This window comes from Polaribacter sp. IC066, assembly GCF_007997085.1.
Classification (GTDB): domain Bacteria; phylum Bacteroidota; class Bacteroidia; order Flavobacteriales; family Flavobacteriaceae; genus Polaribacter.
Genome location: NZ_VORR01000012.1, coordinates 79,659 through 97,535, shown reverse-complemented (window position 1 = coordinate 97,535; position 17,877 = coordinate 79,659). Strand labels below are relative to the sequence as shown.

Genomic DNA, 17,877 nt, shown 5'->3' with positions numbered 1-17,877 from the left:
AAGCGGGTGCTATTTTTAAAGTATTTGCATCAATAAATTTAGCAATATCTATATAAGAAGGATATGGGTTTCCTAGTAAGTTCCAGCTATTATCGTTTTGCGAAATGGCTGGGCTTATTTCATTTGTAGTTGGAAAACTTCCAGTAAAACTAAAATTACCAGCAGTATTTCTTAACATAGAATAACCGATACCTGTATTAAATGTTTCTGTAGTTCCGCCTTTAAAATACTTCCAGCGGCCTGAAGCCAACGTTACACTATTATCATAGGTACTAATTCCTCTATTCGCATTTGCTGAGATTGTTATCAAATTATCGGTTACCCAAGCGTTATTATATTGCTCACCAACAACAGGACTCGATACCAAATGCCAATTATTGTCGGGAATGGCTAGATTATAAGTAATATTTCCTGTAGAGGTTCCTTTTACAATTAAAGAACCACCACTGGTAATATTTAAAGAAGCGCCATTAGCTATATTTAAATTATTTAATGAAACACCACTTGAAGCTCCAATTACTGGCTGTCTTGCAGCTGTGCTTGGTATGACAATATTATCATCTAACAAAGGGGCAACAGATGTGTTCCAATTGCCAGTTGTTGTCCAATTATTATTTATGGCACCTGTCCATGTAATAAATGTTGCAGCTGATGTAAAATTAAAAACACTAGACCAGCTACTCAAAACTCCCGAACCACAATTTGTTCTTATATAGGTATCATAATTTGTGGATCCACTAAGACCTGCAGCCTGAGCAGTTAAAGTTCCCATAGCGCTCGTTCCTGTGGCAATTGCAGTGGTTATATTTGGTGCAACATCATCTGCCATTACCACCCATTCATAACCGTTAATTGCTGTAGTCCTAGCATTCCAAGATAAGTCTGCTGTTGTTGCAGAAATATTAGCTACACTTAACCCAGAAGGCGCAAAACACCCTGGAGTTTCTTCTACAATAAATTGGTCTATAGCAATATCAGAATTAAAGCTATTCCCTCTTATACCTATAAAACGAATATGAACACTTTTTCCAGCAAATGCACTTAAATCTATTGTTTGCTCTGTAAAAGAATTAGTACTTGCCGTTTGTTCTTGCCCAGATTTAGTAAATACAGTAGTATAAGTAGATGCACTAATCTCCTTAACATCAACCCTGAATGTACCCATAGAAGCACCATACATATGATAGCTAATTTTCATTCTGGGTACTGCTAAAGCACTTAAATTGATAGCAGGTGTGCTTATAGTTGCTACATCACCAGTGCTAATAGTAGTTCCACTTGGATTACTTGATTCGGTATATACATATTTCCCTCCACCAGTAACATCATTTGATGGGCCTGTATCTCTTGATCCTGTAGCACCTGCTCTTACACTCCATTGAAATTCTGAAGCGTTAGCAGGATTTCTACTCCAACAAGAATCAATTGCATCTCCAGTATTAGAGGAACCTCCTGATCCTGATGTCCATTGAGCGCCATCAAAATTTTCTGTAAAAGGAGCTGTAATAACGCCACAAATAGTCCTAAATTTAGTTACAAGTGACCAACTGCTTAGACCTGCCGCGCCACAATTGGATCTTACATACCCATCATAAGTTGTTGATGAATTAAGCCCCGTAACTTGGGTTGTAGTTGTTCCTGCAGCTACAGTGCCTGTGGCAACTGCATTGGCAGGATTTACGGCAACACCATCTGCCATAACTGCCCATTCGTAACCGTTTACAGCAGTACCGATGGTTCCCCAAGACAAGTCAGCACTATTTACTGCCAGGTTTGATACCATTAGATTTTCTGGATTAGCACATCCTGTAGTTTCTTCAATTACAAATTGATCAAAAGCAACAGTAGAACCCCAATCTTCTCCCCTTATACTTATAAAACGGATGTGAACACTTTGACCTGCATACGCATTCAAATCTATAATTTGTTCTATAAAAGGAGCAGCACTTGTAGTTTGTTGTTGTCCTGAAATAGAGAATAGGGTAGTGTAGGTAATAGCATTAATCTCTTTAATTTCCACTTTCATGGTACCCATAGTAAAACCAAACATGTGGTAACTAAATTTCATTCTAGGTACAGCTAAGCCAGTTAAATCAATAGGCGGTGTGCTTAAAATTGCTACATCACCATTTTGAAATGTATTATTTCCTAATGCTTCTGCATAGATATATTTTCCGACAGTTCCACCGTTTTGTTCATCAGTAACGTCTCTTGTTGGCCCTGTAGCATGATTTTGTAGGGCTCGGCCTCTCCTTGGTCCCCAAGTAAAATTTGAAACAAAAATTTCTGGATTTCTTCGCCAACAAGGATCAATACTTCCATTATTTACCCAACTTGCACCATCAAAATTTTGGATAAAAGGGGCTGTTAAAACAGTACAAGTTGTTTTAAAGGATACTGCAGTAGACCAATCGCTCAAATCACCGCCTCCACAATTTGCTCTAATGTAAAAATAATAAGTGGTATTCGCTGCCAAACCATTTGGAGTAACTGTTGTAGCGCCTTGGGCTAAGGTTGCTGTTGGCATTGCACTAGCAGTAGGCGTTGTTCCTGTAGTATTTACGATATAATCATAGCCATTAGAAGGATTAGATTGTGAGCCTGTCCAAGATAGTACCGCAGCATCCGCTAAAATATTATCTACATCTATGTTTTGCGCGTTAATACAACTAGGTGGTGTGGCTGTAATTTCAATAGCGGCTTCATTAATATCAAAAAATACATTATCTGCAGCTATAATCATTATTCTAGCGTTGGCAGTTAAATTGTTTGGTACTACTATATTTGCAGAACCATCATTAGGGGTATTACTTACCAAAACGGTATTAAAGGTTTGTCCACCGTTTGTTGAGATTAAAATATCAACATTTTGCGAATTCACGCCTGCAGCATTATCTGTATTAGCAACGTCCCAAGTAATGGTCTCTGTGTCACCAACACCCCAAATGATAGCTGCTCCTGCTTGAGAGGTAACTCTAAAAGGTCCTGCAGTATTATCTACTGTCAATGTTGTAGTTGTATTTGAAACTTGACCACCAAGCGCATTATTGTCTCTTACAATTACGCCAAAATTTAACGTTCTACTTACTGTGGGTAATACCTCCCAAGTACTAGCATATACATTGGTTACTAAGGTACTTAATCCAGGAAAATAACGAGCAGAATTTGTTGTAGGTAAAAAAGATCTAAAACTAGGCCCTGCTGTTGAAGTAGACTCAGGTGGCATGGGTACATTGGGCACAATTTCATTATCTATTTGATCCCAACTATAGGTTAGGGCATCTCCATTTGCATCTGTAGCAGTAACATCTAATTTAAAAGGGGTATTTACAGGAATGGTATAATTTGGCACTGCAGTTAAAACTGGTGCAGCATTTGCAATTGTGATTTGTTCTGCACAACTACCAGTATTAGTAAAACCAAATCTAGCGCTAATCTCTGAAATACTTGTAAAATGAAACATCGCATCACTCCTATTTTGAACATTAGGTGCTGCAACGCCTGCATAACTCATAATTGTACTTCCTGAACCTGGTTCTACAGCAGTAGCTCGGTTTTCATTAACGTTACTACTTTGGGTGTGCCTAGCACCAAATTGATGCCCAAATTCGTGCGCAAGAATACTTATCGTAAAATTGTCGCCAACTGGGGCTGGTGAACCTGTTACAGCTCTAGCTTTTCCACTACCACAAACCGCTGAAACTTGCGCAAGACCACCACCAAGTGTAGATAAAAGGTGACCTACGTCATAACTCGCAGCACCAACTTTAGTATTAGTTATTGTTTGGTTTTCGTTTATAGATGCACTGTGGTTGCCATTTGTATAACCATCATTCGCAGTATCTCCTAAACTTATTAATAGGTCATTATTTGCTATTAATTGTAAGGTAATGCCTAAATCTCTTTCAAAGATTTGATTGAGACGATCTACTTTTACCATAATAGCAATTAATACAGCATTTTTTTTAGCCGTATCAGTGTCAGAAGCCGTAAGACCAGCCGCAAGCCAATGATAGTTAGAATATTCAACTGTTGTAGCCATGGCAAGACGATATCTTCTCAATATTTCACCATTTATAAATTTTTGAGATTCAAAAGTCGATTTACTCTCAAAAGTATTTCCAACCTCTTCCACTTCGCACTTAAACGAATTCCTAGTATTTATAGCTTCTTTTGAACTAAATACCATATACATATTTGTATCCTTAACACGAGGATTTATAAGTGTCTGACCATATGTTGAGCCTAGGGTCATTCCATAAAATCCTTGCGTGGTAAGTGTAATTCTTAATGTATGAGACTTATTTACTACGTTTCTACCTACATAACTCTTTACTGTTAAATGGTTTTGCGCTAATCCTTCTGCCATGGTTTGCGTAGAAAAAATTTCAAAACGATCCATTCCTCCTCCTGGATTGGGTATCGTAAGCACGACAGCAGAACTACTTGCTTCAAATCTATCTGGTGCATTTGCTAAATAAGTAGCTAGTGAAGCTTTATCCAAATTATAATATACCGGATTTTCTGCCTTGGATAAATACTGAATAACATCTTTTTGGGCAATACTCTTAGCACTAGTTTTTGACCAATAATTGCCATTTTGGCTTAACATTACTAGAGGTAATGCTAGTAGTAATAACGTACTTTTAATTTTCAAATGCATTTTTTATTAATTTTAATGATGATACTAGTTTTAAATTATGGTGTTTAAAATATTGTTTACAAATACAGAGAGATACTTAAATTAAAGCGCACTTATTAAGGATTTGACTTACTACACTGTTCACTAATGAACAACCTCGAGGCAGAGCCATCGAGGTATCAAGCTGAAAAAAACCTTATTTTTAGTTTGATGAAAACCCAGGTTTTCAAACTTTCCTCTTGACCACCGACGCAGAGCGTCGGGGAATTCTATCGATTAAAAAATAAAAAAGCTTTTATAAAATAAAAAAACGTTTTTAAATCAGAAAAAATAAATAAGCTATTAAAAAATGTTAAATATATTGTTTAAAAATATATTTAACAAGAAATAAGTTTAAAAATTTTAAGGAATTTTAGATAATATAAATAGATTTATTCTACTTCAATAGCGCACTAATGAAATAGTTAAAACGCAATATTCATTATAAATGCGAATCAAGGTTTGAAATAAAGATAAAAAACAAGTTTAATTAGTTGAAAAACAACCTCTTAAACTTGTTTAAGTTATTGATTTTCAGTATCTTAATAGTCAATTTCAACGAGATTATTTTGAATACAAAGAACAATAACAAGAATTTCAAGTTAGTAAAATTATATGATTATGTATGTAAAAAGTTTGATGAACAGCTACAATTCGATTCGATGCGTTTTAGCAATAATAATACTCCAAAACTTACAGATCAAGAAATCGTCACGATTTATCTATTTGTAATGGAGCATCAAGGGATTTTTAAAATGAATAAAATACATCAATTTGCAAGTGAGTATTTATTGAGTTGGTTTCCAGATTTAGGTAGCTATCAACCTTTTAACCGCAGAATAAATAGGCTTTCTAATGTTATGAATACTCTTGTAAGCATGCTTTTAACTGAATTCACCCCAAAGGAGTGTTCGGCAAAATTTAGCGTATTAGATTCAATGCCTATTGTCACTTGCTCTGGAAAACGCTCGGATAAAGTTGCACCCGAGATTACAGATAAAGGATTTTGCTCCACAAAAAGCATGTATTATTATGGAATGAAATTGCATGCTTTAGGGTTTTGTAACCCAACTAAATTACCACATCCAGAACAAATTATATTTACTGCGGCTTCTGTAAACGACTTTGCGCTATTTAAAGAAGCTTGGTCAGAAAAAGAAAATCGAACGTTTTTTGGTGATAAAACATATCAATCTAAAAGTTTTTTCACAGATATGCATGCTAATTTTAATTCGGAAATGTTAACACCAGTGAAGGCTGTAAAAGGAATGCCTGATGTTTTAAAAAAGTTTGATCATGCTGCAAACGATTTATATTCAAGAGCTGTATCCAAAATTAGACAACCAATTGAAGCGCTATTTAGTTGGCTTATTGAAAAATCAGACATACAAAAAGCTAGCAAAGTAAGATCTACTAAAGGGTTAAATCTACATGTTTATGGTCGACTGGCAGCAGCATTTATAACACTATTGTTTAACTCTTGATTCGCATGATAAGTTGTTTGATAGTAATGACTTCTTATGTTTGATTAATTGCACTTAAGCTTTAAAGTTAAAAGATTCACTAAATAACTATCTAAGATTAAAAACTTAATTTTTTCTAAAATATTTAGGTATCAATTGTTTTCCTAAAATCGTAATTCTATTTTTCTTGCAAGATGATCTAAAAACAAACTTTTTTTTCGTAAAAATGAATACAATATTCTAAACTTCAAAAAATGTTATAAAGAAATCAACTATTGCTCCACTACTTTTTCTTCTTTAGGAAAAGCTTGCTTGCTAAAAATAAAAAGTAAAGCCACACCTATACTTATAAAAGAATCTGCTGGGTTAAAAATATATTGAAAAAAAGTAAAAGGATCACCGCCAATAAAAGGAATCCAACTAGGCAAATCTCCACTCCAAATAGGAAAATAAAACATGTCTACAACCTTACCAAAAAAGAATTGTCCGTTAGTAACTTCAGGAAACATGGTGGCTACTTTATGAGAAGGATGATCGAAAAGAACTCCATAAAACACAGAATCTATAATATTACCCACAGCACCAGAAAAAATAAGTGAAATTCCGATAATAACTGCGTTATGAACTTTACGCTTTATGTTGCCAATTAACCAGAACATTAGAGCCGTTACCGCTACGAGCCTAAATAAAGTTAAAAAAAGTTTCCCCCCTTTTCCGCCAAACTCAAAGCCCATAGCCATGCCGTTATTTTCTGTAAAATGGATTATAAACCAATCAAAAACAACAACTTCTTCACCTAAAACAAAATTTGTTTTTACATAAATTTTTATAACTTGATCTAAAATTATTGCAATTATAATTGTTAAAATAGCAAGATTTTTCTTTGACATTTATTTAGAATTTGAAATTGCAAAAATAACACTATTATTATGTTTATTTAGTTGTTAAGAGAATATTAGCCATTAAAGAAGTAATACTAATTTTCTTTGTCGCTAAAACAGCCACTTTTTTATACTCTTTTTGATAAACACTAGTATTTACTTTAATGGTACCCTTTTTTGAGAGTACATTAATATTTGAATCTTTAACCGTTGCATACACATTGCCTGAATATAATTTTAGGAGGATGTTTGCTTTTATAGTATTCAATTTTACAATGCCATTTTCTATATATATTTCTAAAGGGTTTTTAAAATCTTTTGATTCGATATCTACATTATCTCCAAAAATAATTACTTTTTTCCCTTTTGGTATTCTTATAATGGCATTTGCTTTCTGCAATCTTTCGGTCATAAATTTTCTGAAAATAATTTCTTTTTCCTGCACCTCATCTAACTGAAAAGCTATTTGAATTTCATTATTTTTTTGCGCTACAAGAATATCTTGCTCATGAGAGTTTTCTGAAAAAAGTATAATTTCTATACAATTGGTCGTTGCATTTTCTAACACAAAATCATCTAAACCTTTTGTAGAAATGAGGACCTCATTTAAGGTTGAAGTAAACTTTTTAATTAATTTTTTCTGTGAAAAACTAACCAAAGAAATCGATAAAAAAATAACCAGAACAACGTTCTTCATTGAACTAAAAAATTTATTGAACAAGTATCTTTTTCTTAAAAACTCCTTTATCTGTTTTTACCGTAACCAAATAAATTGCGCTCAATAAGGTTGCAACATTCATAGACTCTTGATTTTTATAAAGTTTTTGTTTTAAAACTTCTGTGCCCTTTAAATCGTATACGGTAACTACTGTATTCGTAGTACTTGGTAAATTTTTAAAATGTATTTTTTTATCCGAAGAAAATAATCGTACCGCTGCAAAAATTTCTTTTTTAGTATTTAGTGGTTTAGAAGATGTGTGTAAAAAAAACCTCTCTGAACCCGAAATATTTGCATCTGACGTAAACGTATACGTACTTTTTTCAGTGCCTAAAAGTGTAAAAATCTCTAACGCTCTATCTTCTAAATACACTTTTAAATTCGCATCTAAATTTTTTGAGGTCATACTAATTTCAATTTCTGAATTTTTTGAGGCAGTAATGCCTACAGGAATTATAATTGAATCTTCTTTTGGTATCGATTGTATGGCCAAATTTTTATCATCTTCTCTGTTTATTAATTGGGTATAAATTTCAAAACTAGAAGACACTCCGGTATACAAAGAACTATCATAACCATTGTCAAAACCTTTTGTTGCATTCTTAATATAAAAAATATCAGTATATTTTTCTTCATTTCCTTTTTTACAAATCAATCTTATTTCTGGCCTTACGTGTACCTTCTTTAAAAATGTTTCTGATTGATGCTGTTGCAATGCTTTTGTAAAAGAAACCGTTGCACCTGCTTCAATAGATTTTATAAAAAAGGCCTGACCTGGCGCTAAATATCTAGCCGAAGAAGCTTGATTTAAAGTTTTGTAACTACTTCCATTCCAATACCAAATTGTCATCTCACTTAAAGCAACATTATTTATAGTTAAAAAATTATCTGTTCCATCTACCTTTTCATTTAATGCGACGTACGACGGAAATGGATTTCCTATCAGATTGAAAGAATTAGACGTTCCGGTATCAATAGCGATATTTACAGCCTTATCAGGGATGGTTCCTGTAAAACTAGTATTCCCTTCAGTAGTTCTTTTTATTGCAAAACCTTTTCCTTTTGTAAACGGTAAGATATCATCAGCTAACATATATTGCCATTTACCCGTATCATTATTATAAGTTCCAATACCTCTAGAATTTATATTTTGCGAGCTAGCTTGAATTGAATTTGCAGCAACCCAATCATTATCATACACTTCGTTCCATAAAGGAGCACTTATTAAATGCCAATTATCAGAAACATATCTGTTATAGGTTATATTCCCTGCGGATGTTCCTTTTAAAATTAAACTCCCAGAATTTGCGATACTAGAGTTGATTGTAAATACGCCTTCGTTTGTGCAATTTTCTTCTATAGTAAGAGCGCCAAAAGCGCCTACCGTTAAAGAAGCCTTTTTTTCTATTGAAATATTTGCCACACTAATAGCTGTGTTTATCATCGGATTTATAGTAGTTGCTGGTATTTTAACATCCATAGAACTTGTTGGCAAACCATTAGACCAATTGTTTGTATTTGCAAAATTTGTATCTATATTCCCTGTCCAAACCGTTAAATCATTCCCGCTAAATTTACCCGTATATAAACCTCTACCATAACTAGACGCTAAAATTGTATCATCTGATGTTCTTAAACTTAAAGAGGTTACAGCAACATTAGACATGCCGTTGTAAGATTGATTCCATTTTGGAGAAGCATCTTTAAAATTATTGGTATTCCAGACACCTAATTCTGTCGCAATAATAACTTCATCGTTGTTTAAAGGGTTCATTAAAATATCTCTTACAGTTATATCAGGGAAATCGCCTTCTTTATTTGCCCAAGTTGCTCCACCATTATCTGTAAACCAGATACTTTCTACGCCAAAATTATAAAAAGTAACCATAATTTCATTTTCAGCTGCGCCAAATTCTACGTTAGAGATACTTCCTAAGAAAGAAGCATCAAAAATATCTGTAATTGTTTGTGTTTCGGTGTCTGCATTTTCAACTTTTACGAGCTTGCCAGCTCTTGTGCCTGCAAACACTTTAGAAGAAGTTGTTGTAAAAGGAGAAACTTTTATGGCAGTAATATTGCTTAACAGCGCATTCGTAATATTTGTTCTAATAGGCGTGCTTGTTGTAATATCTGAAAAACGAGCTAAATGGTTTGTTCCGTTTGAATACAAAATATCTAAATTTTCATCTAAATCCATTGCATTTAAAAAACTACCTGTACTTTTGTCTGATGAAATTGTAAATGCGCTTGCGCTTGTATATGGTAAATTAAACCGTACAATTCTATTATACAAATAAGTAGCAAGCATATAAGTGCCGTCTTTATCAATAAAACAAAAAGTACCATCGCCCCCAAAAATACGTTCAGAATTCTGAATCCCTTCAGAAGAATTATTAAAAAAATGAGTTCCATTATCTTGTGTTCCTCCTATTAAGTATTCTAGAGTTGAAGACTGACTAATAGCAGCATTATAAAATTGAACCGTATTATAATCTTTATTTCTTTCATTGATAATTGAGCTACGACTAGCGGAGTCAGATAAATTTAAAGAATAATAAACACCACCATCATTCCCAAAAATTGCGGTATTCGCATCTGTTGGATGAAATACTATTTCGTGCTGATCTGCATGAACCAAAGAAACATCTAAAGTTGCCAAATTATTATTGTTAGACCATTTTGATATTTGTGACCAATTTAAACCACTATCCGTAGTTCTAAATAAATCGATTCCTCCTACATAAGCAATAGCGTCATTTGTTGGATCTACTTCAACCGTTAAATTATAATGTGCCTGACTTCTTGTAAAATCATCTGGAGGAATATTTGTGTCTGCGTCATTCGGTAAAGTTAATGCTGTTGGTATTGTTGCAAATGCATCAACCGTTTTTAATATTGAAACAAAAGGAGCTATTAAATCGTCATTAACATCCATAGTTACCACTCTCGCTAAAACATATACTGAATTGGCATTTTGTCTTGAAACCGAAATCTCTGTTCTTCTTGCATTTGGAATGGTATGTTTTAAGGTAAATATATTGCCATCTGCACTCTTATAGATTCTTCCGCCACCTTTGCCGTAAATATTGCTAGTTGTTGCCAACCAAAGCGCATTATCTAATCCTATTTCAAAATCATTCCCTGAAACGCTTCTCCCGTCCACCTCTACTATAAGTTTAGACCAACTTGTACCAGCATCTGTAGATTTATAAAGACCATATTCATTAATTCCTACAAAAGTATCTCTAGGGTTTACAGAATAAAAAGAGGCGCCTATACTAGCAAAAACTTCAGAATCATCTGCTGTTAGATGATCGCCATCTGCGTCACGTACTATAATATCGGTCACATAATACGTTCCGGGCACCGTTGCACTGCTTCCAGAAATAACGGTAGCTCCTCTTATATTATAAATATTAGTCCAAGTTGCCCCACCATCTATAGATTTCCAAATTCCGTTGCCCAAAGCTTGTTGCGCAACATACAATTCACCCGTTCCTACATACATAATTTGAGAATTATTTGGATCTACGGCCATACAGCTAATTGACAGGTTTTCATCAATTCCAACCCGCAACCAAGAAGAATTTTCATCTGTAATATTATCATTTCCCCACAAACCTCCACTAATACCACCTGCAAAAACACGTTTATGAGTAGCATCATTAGGATCAAAAAGTAAAACCCTTGTTCTACCGCCAACATTGTTAGGACCTCTTTCTATCCATTGATTATCAATAGCATCTCCTGGAGTTCTTTGTTGATATAATTTTTTCTCTTTTAAATCTTGTTGAACTTTATACGTATTTTCTGGGTGCGTTCTGCCTGTATAAGGGTTTATTTCCAATAAATATTTTTCTTCAAAATATTTATTTGGCGGCACACCTTTTGCTAATCTCTCTTTTTTAGAAAGCTTTAAAGTATTTTGCAAAACATGGGTTTTAAGAAAATTTTCATGTTTTTGCTGCAGTGATGCTTCTTCTTTTTGAGTGGAAAAAGCTTTATACATGATAAAACCTCCAATTAAAATAAGCAGCAGCATTAAACTTTTTCTCATAACATCAAAAATAAGATAAATATCTCATTTATAAATTCTTGAAATATAAATGTAAAAATCTTCTACTTTAAATATCTTGGATATTTAAAGTAGAAGATTTTATGAAATAATATCTATTAATTATTTATTGTTTTCTTTTTGCCTCGATACTTAACGTTGCATGCGGTACAATTTTTAAACGCTCTTTCTGAATCAGTTTACCCGTAACCCTACAAACACCATAGGTTTTATTTTCTATCCGTAACAACGCATTTTTAAGATCTCTGATAAATTTTTCTTGTCTAATTGCCAACTGTACATTTGATTCTTTGTTCATCACTTCAGAACCTTCATCAAAAGATTTAAAAGATGATGAGGTATCGTTGGTACCATTATCAGAATCGTTTTTATATGCAGCCTCTAGCAAGGATAAATCTTCTTCTGCTCTCGCTATTTTTTTATCAATAATTGCTTTGAATTCTTGTAAATCTTCTTCGGAGTACTTTACTCTAACATTTGACATAATGTTACATTTTTTCTATTAATATTCTACTTTTAATGGTATCAAATTCAATTTCTGTACCATTACTTAACACATCTACAAAAACCAACTCTTTGGTTAATGTTTCACTCATAATGTACTCTTTATTCTCGTTGATAGAATTTTGTAAGTTTTCAAAATTTAAAACCGTTAACTTAATTTTATCAGTAACTTCTAAACCAGTGTCTTTACGTGCATTCTGAATTCTATTCACCAATTCTCTGGCAACGCCTTCTTTTCGTAATTCTTCTGTTAAAGTAACATCTAAAGCTACTGTTAACCCGCCTTCATTTGCAACTAACCAACCTTCTATATCTTTTGATGATATTTCTACATCTTCAAAATCTAAAATAATATTTTTTCCATTAACCTCAATAGAAATGTTTTTGTTTTTTTCTATTTTGTTAATATCTTCTTTGGTAAACTTCTTAATTTCTGCAGCGATCAATCGCATGTCTTTGCCATACTTCGGACCTAAAGCTTTAAAATTTGGTTTAATTTGTTTGATTAAAATATCGGAAGCATCCTCTAAAATCTCAACTTCCTTAATATTTACCTCGTGCTTTATTAAACTTGCAACCGCTAAAATTTCTTCTTTTTGTTGCTCATTATCAACAGGAATCATAATTTTTTGCAGTGGCTGACGCACTTTAATTTTCTCTTTTGCTCTTAAAGATAAAACTAGAGAAGATATAATTTGTGCACTTTCCATTTTACGCTCCAAGCTTTTATCAACAAAACTTGCATTGTAAACAGGAAAATCTGATAAATGAATGCTTTCTGATGTTTCTTTACCTGTTACAGCATTTAAATCTTGGTACAATCTGTCCATAAAAAAGGGTGCAATTGGCGAGCCTAATTTCGCAATCGTAATCATACAGGTATATAAAGTCTGATAAGCAGAAATTTTATCTGTTTGATAATCTCCCTTCCAAAAACGTCTTCTGCTTAAACGAACGTACCAGTTACTTAAATAATCTTGTGTAAAATCTGATATAGCTCTCGCTGCTCTTGTTGGCTCGTATGCTGCGTAAAATGTATCAACTTTATTGATTAAAGTATGTAATTCAGATAAAACCCATCGGTCTAATTCTGGTCTTTCTTCTAAAGGTATATCTGCCTCTTCATAAGAAAAACCATCGATATTGGTGTATAAAGTAAAAAACGAATAGGTGTTGTATAAAGTTCCGAAAAACTTACGTTTAACCTCTTCTATTCCGTCTAAATCGAATTTTAAATTATCCCAAGGATTTGCATTTGCAATCATATACCAACGTGTTGCATCTGCTCCGTAGGTTGATAATGTTGTAAAAGGATCGGTTGCATTTCCTAAACGTTTCGACATTTTATGTCCGTTTTTATCTAAAACCAAACCGTTAGAAACTACATTTTTATAGGCAACAGAATCGAAAACTAAGGTTGCAATTGCGTGTAAAGTATAAAACCAACCACGCGTTTGATCTACACCTTCTGCAATAAAATCTGCAGGAAAAGATTCATTCCCATCAATTTTTTGTTTATTTTCAAACGGATAATGCCATTGTGCATACGGCATAGATCCCGAATCGAACCAAACATCAATTAAATCATTTTCTCGTTTCATGGGTTGCCCTGACGCCGAAACTAATATAATTTCATCAACAATGTTTTTATGCAAATCTATTTTCGCATAGTTTTCTTCAGACATATTTCCGATTTCAAAACTTGCAAAGATATCCTCGTTCATGATGCCTACGTCTACGGCACGTAGCATTTCTTCTTTTAGTTCTTTTACAGAACCGATACAAATTTCTTCTTTACCGTCTTCTGTTCTCCAGATTGGTAAGGGAATTCCCCAATAACGGGAACGCGATAAATTCCAATCGTTTGCATTTGCCAACCAGTTTCCAAAACGACCAGTTCCTGTAGATTCAGGTTTCCAGTTGATGGTTTTGTTTAACTCGTGCATTCTATCTTTTACATCGGTTACTTTGATAAACCAAGAATCTAACGGATAATATAAAATTGGTTTGTCTGTTCGCCAACAATTAGGATAACTGTGCTTGTATTTTTCGACTTTAAAAGCCTTATTTTCTATTTTTAATTTGATGGCAAGTTCTACATCTACAGATTTCTCTGGTGCTTCACCATCAGCATAATATTCGTTTTTTACATATTTGCCAGCAAATTCAGCAACTTCTGGTCTAAATTTTCCTTGCAAGTTAACTAACGGAACTAAATTATCGTTCTCGTCTTTTACCAACATTGGCGGAATTGGCGGAACTGCTTGTTTACAAACAATGGCGTCATCTGCTCCAAAAGTAGGTGCGGTATGTACAATTCCTGTTCCGTCTTCTGTCGTTACAAAATCTCCAGTAATTATTCGAAAAGCGTCTTGTGGATTGTCATTTGGCAGCACATAATCTAAAAGTTGTTCGTATTTTATGCCGACTAAATCTTTACCTATAAATTCTTTGATAACGTAAAAAGGAATCTTTTTATCACCAGCATTATATTCCTTTAAAGAAGCTGCATCTGCAACTTGAAAATTATTTTTTCCTCCGAATTGTTTTCCAATCAATTTTTTTGCCAACACAACTTTTGTTGGCTCAAAGGTATATTGGTTGAAAGTATCTACTAAAACATACTCAATTTTTGCCCCAACCGTTAGTGCTGTATTACTTGGCAACGTCCAAGGTGTGGTTGTCCAGGCAAGAAAGTAAACTGCGCCTTCATTTTGTAAAAAATCTGGCAAGGTATTTTCTATCGCTTTAAATTGCGCAACAACTGTTGTATCGGTAACGTCTTGGTAAGTACCTGGTTGATTTAATTCGTGAGAACTTAAACCCGTACCTGCTTTTGGCGAATAGGGCTGAATTGTATAGCCTTTGTAAATTAATTTTTTATTGTAAATCTCTTTTAGCAACCACCAAACAGTTTCCATATATTTTGGCTCATAGGTAATGTACGGATCTTCCATATCTACCCAATAGCCCATTTTCTCTGTTAAATCGTTCCAAATACCTGTATAACGCATTACCGCTTTTCTACAAGCAGCATTGTAATCTTCTACAGAAATTTTAGCGGTACCAATATCTTCTTTGGTAATTCCTAATTCTTTCTCAACACCCAATTCTATTGGCAATCCGTGCGTATCCCAGCCCGCTTTACGCTTTACTTGGTAGCCTTTCATGGTTTTATATCTCGGAAAAATATCTTTAATAGCACGTGCTAAAACATGATGAACTCCTGGAAGTCCGTTTGCTGAAGGAGGTCCTTCAAAAAAAACATAAGGCTCTGCACCTTCTCTTGTAGAAACACTTTTTTCAAAAATGTTATTTTCTTGCCAATACTCTAGAATTTCTTCTGCTACTTTTGGTAAGTCAAGTCCTTTATATTCAGGAAATTTCGCTTTCATTCTGTCTCTTTTCTGATAAGGTTGCGAAATTAAGAATTTTCTAGTAATTTTTAACTTTTGAACGTTTAAAACTTTGCTTGGTTTTAAACATAAAGAATTTTAAGGTTTTAAAAAATTCCCAAAGTTTTTTCCTTAATGGAGTAAACTCACTTAACAAATAAAAAACAAAAGTACGTAAAAAGGTACTTTTAACTTATCTTTGTTTTATGGAAACTGTAAATTACACCGATTTTCGTTCAAACTTAAAGCATTGGCTTGATAAAGTTGTGAATGATGTGAGCGATATTGTCATCAAAAGAAAAAACAGTAAAGACCTTGTTTTGATATCTTTAGACGAATATAATTCTCTTAAGGAGACAACGTATTTGTTAACAGGAAAAAATAGAGATCTTTTATTGAAATCTATTGAAGAATTAGAGTCCGGTAAAGGAATTCAGAAAGACATCATTGAATAAATGAAATTAACCTGGTCTTCTTCTTCTTGGAACGATTATCTGTATTGGCAAAAAGTTGATAAGAAAATAGCAAAACGAATTAATGAACTTATTAAAAATTGCATGAGAACTCCTTTTGAAGGCATCGGAAAGCCCGAAGCTTTAAAAGGCGATTTACAATCTTATTGGTCGAGAAGAATCACCTCTGAACATCGATTGGTTTATACATATGAAAATGAACAAATTATGATCGCTTCTTGTCGGTATCATTATGGGAAATAAAAAGTCATCAAAAAGAGTTTTTTAGCTTTCACAAATACGCTTAACTTTCAACATCGCGTAAGACACTTTAAACTTTTCTCTAAAGTCCTCTTTCGCTTTTTATTTTCTCATATGCATTTTGAATGCTTTGAAACTTTTCATTAGCTCCTTTTAAATGCTCTTCGCCCAAATCTTGTAATTTATCTGGATGGTATTTTTTAACCATTTTTCTATAACCAGTCTTTACCTCGTCATTCGTAGCTTCTTTTTCGATTTCTAAAATTTTATACGCATTGTCTGAAACATCATAAAACATGGCTTTTATCGACTCGAAATCAGTAGTGCTAATGTATAAATATCCTGCAATTCTTTTTATTTCATCAACTTCTTTTTCAGTCACAAACTCATCCGCTTTAGCGACACCAAACAAAAAATGTAACAATTGTAAACGAGATGCGTGCGGCATGTGACCTCTTACTTGAATACAAACTTGGCGTGCAGAAATATCTTTACCCACCATTGCTTTAAATAATTTAAAGGCGCTGTTAGCGCGCTCTTTGCCGTACATGCCTAAAAATTGGGCGCGTACAAACTCGAGTTCACGTTTGTCTACTTTACCATCAGATTTAATGACAATAGAAGCCAAAACAAGCAGGCTCATTTCAAAATCTCCAGATTGCGTATTCGCGTTTCCGCCGCTACCTGTTACTCTTCTCTGATAATTACCACTTTCTTTTGTGAAATCTTCTATATCAAATCCGTCTACAAAACTACCTACTGCAAAACCTATCGCTGCGCCAATTGGCCCTCCTAAAGTAAAGCCCAAACCGGCTCCTAGCCATTTAGAAAAACTACCCATAAAATATACCTATTTTACGTCAAATATACAGAAACATCCTAATTTTAAAGGTGTTTTATGACATCAATTTTATTGATATATCTATCAATACAAGAATTAATTTTCAATTTGAATTTTGCCTAATTTATTTTTATCTTTGCATTTAAATATTCAACAATTATGTATCCAGAAGAATTAGTAAAACCAATGCGCGACGAGTTAGTGAACGCTGGTTTTGAAGCATTATTTACAAGTGAAGACGTGCAAAAAGCGATGGCTAAAAAAGGTACAACTTTAGTGGTAGTAAATTCTGTTTGTGGTTGTGCAGCAGGAACTGCTAGACCTGGAGCTATTGCTTCTTTACAAGCTGATAAAACACCAATGAATTTAACGACTGTATTTGCTGGCGTTGAAAAAGAATCTACGCAAAGAGCGAGAGAATTTATGATTCCTTTTCCTCCATCATCACCTGCAATTGCCTTATTTAAAGATGGTAATTTAGTGCATATGTTAGAGCGTCATCATATTGAAGGAAGATCTGCACAAATGATTGCGCAGAATTTAGCAGGAGCTTACGAAGAGTTTTGCTAGAACCTTATCTTACATCCTTTGAAAAAAAAGGACTTA

11 protein-coding genes are annotated in these 17,877 nt (G+C 33.7%); 4 read left to right on the top strand and 7 right to left on the bottom strand.

The genetic code is table 11. The features are described from left to right. Nucleotides 1-4,663: reprolysin-like metallopeptidase (locus ES044_RS06020; RefSeq protein WP_223813543.1), on the bottom strand; the 4,663-nt coding region annotated here is incomplete at its 3' end. 587 nt (nt 4,664-5,250) lie between these two features. Here ES044_RS06020 and ES044_RS06015 point away from each other — a divergent pair. Beyond that, entirely contained in the window at nt 5,251-6,165 is a 915-nt protein-coding gene (locus ES044_RS06015; protein WP_223269164.1) for a transposase, read from the top strand. 251 nt (nt 6,166-6,416) lie between these two features. On the opposite strand, the gene ES044_RS06010 is transcribed toward ES044_RS06015, so the two are convergent. From ES044_RS06010 to ileS, 5 genes are all read right to left on the bottom strand, one after another. Next, nucleotides 6,417-7,034 carry a lipoprotein signal peptidase gene (locus ES044_RS06010; RefSeq protein WP_147118941.1) on the bottom strand — a complete coding sequence of 206 codons (618 nt, stop codon included), beginning with the start codon at nt 7,032-7,034 and terminating at the stop codon, nt 6,417-6,419. A gap of 43 nt (nt 7,035-7,077) precedes the next feature. Next, entirely contained in the window at nt 7,078-7,722 is a 645-nt protein-coding gene (locus ES044_RS06005; protein ID WP_147118940.1) for a hypothetical protein, read from the bottom strand. Nucleotides 7,723-7,735: 13 nt separating this feature from the next. After that, nucleotides 7,736-11,800, bottom strand: coding sequence for a T9SS type A sorting domain-containing protein (locus ES044_RS06000; protein WP_147118939.1), 4,065 nt, complete (start codon nt 11,798-11,800; stop codon nt 7,736-7,738). A 124-nt stretch (nt 11,801-11,924) separates the two neighbouring features. After that, a complete protein-coding gene (locus tag ES044_RS05995; protein WP_147118938.1) occupies nt 11,925-12,302 on the bottom strand; it encodes a TraR/DksA family transcriptional regulator in 378 nt (125 codons plus the stop codon). A gap of 4 nt (nt 12,303-12,306) precedes the next feature. Next, entirely contained in the window at nt 12,307-15,717 is a 3,411-nt protein-coding gene (gene ileS, locus ES044_RS05990; RefSeq protein ID WP_147186942.1) for an isoleucine--tRNA ligase, read from the bottom strand. A gap of 206 nt (nt 15,718-15,923) precedes the next feature. On the opposite strand from ileS, the gene ES044_RS05985 reads away from it, so the two are divergent. Together ES044_RS05985 and ES044_RS05980 are read left to right on the top strand one after the other, a co-directional pair. Continuing rightward, nucleotides 15,924-16,172 carry a type II toxin-antitoxin system Phd/YefM family antitoxin gene (locus ES044_RS05985; protein ID WP_147118936.1) on the top strand — a complete coding sequence of 83 codons (249 nt, stop codon included), beginning with the start codon at nt 15,924-15,926 and terminating at the stop codon, nt 16,170-16,172. After that, a complete protein-coding gene (locus tag ES044_RS05980; RefSeq protein WP_147118935.1) occupies nt 16,173-16,433 on the top strand; it encodes a Txe/YoeB family addiction module toxin in 261 nt (86 codons plus the stop codon). A gap of 79 nt (nt 16,434-16,512) precedes the next feature. Here the strand turns inward: ES044_RS05980 and ES044_RS05975 are convergent, their stop codons facing one another. Then, nucleotides 16,513-17,271 carry a TerB family tellurite resistance protein gene (locus ES044_RS05975; RefSeq protein ID WP_147118934.1) on the bottom strand — a complete coding sequence of 253 codons (759 nt, stop codon included), beginning with the start codon at nt 17,269-17,271 and terminating at the stop codon, nt 16,513-16,515. Nucleotides 17,272-17,430: 159 nt separating this feature from the next. On the opposite strand from ES044_RS05975, the gene ES044_RS05970 reads away from it, so the two are divergent. Next, nucleotides 17,431-17,841: a BrxA/BrxB family bacilliredoxin gene (locus tag ES044_RS05970; RefSeq protein WP_147118933.1), complete on the top strand. Its 411-nt coding sequence runs from the start codon at nt 17,431-17,433 to the stop codon at nt 17,839-17,841. The last annotated feature ends 36 nt before the right edge of the window (nt 17,842-17,877 follow it).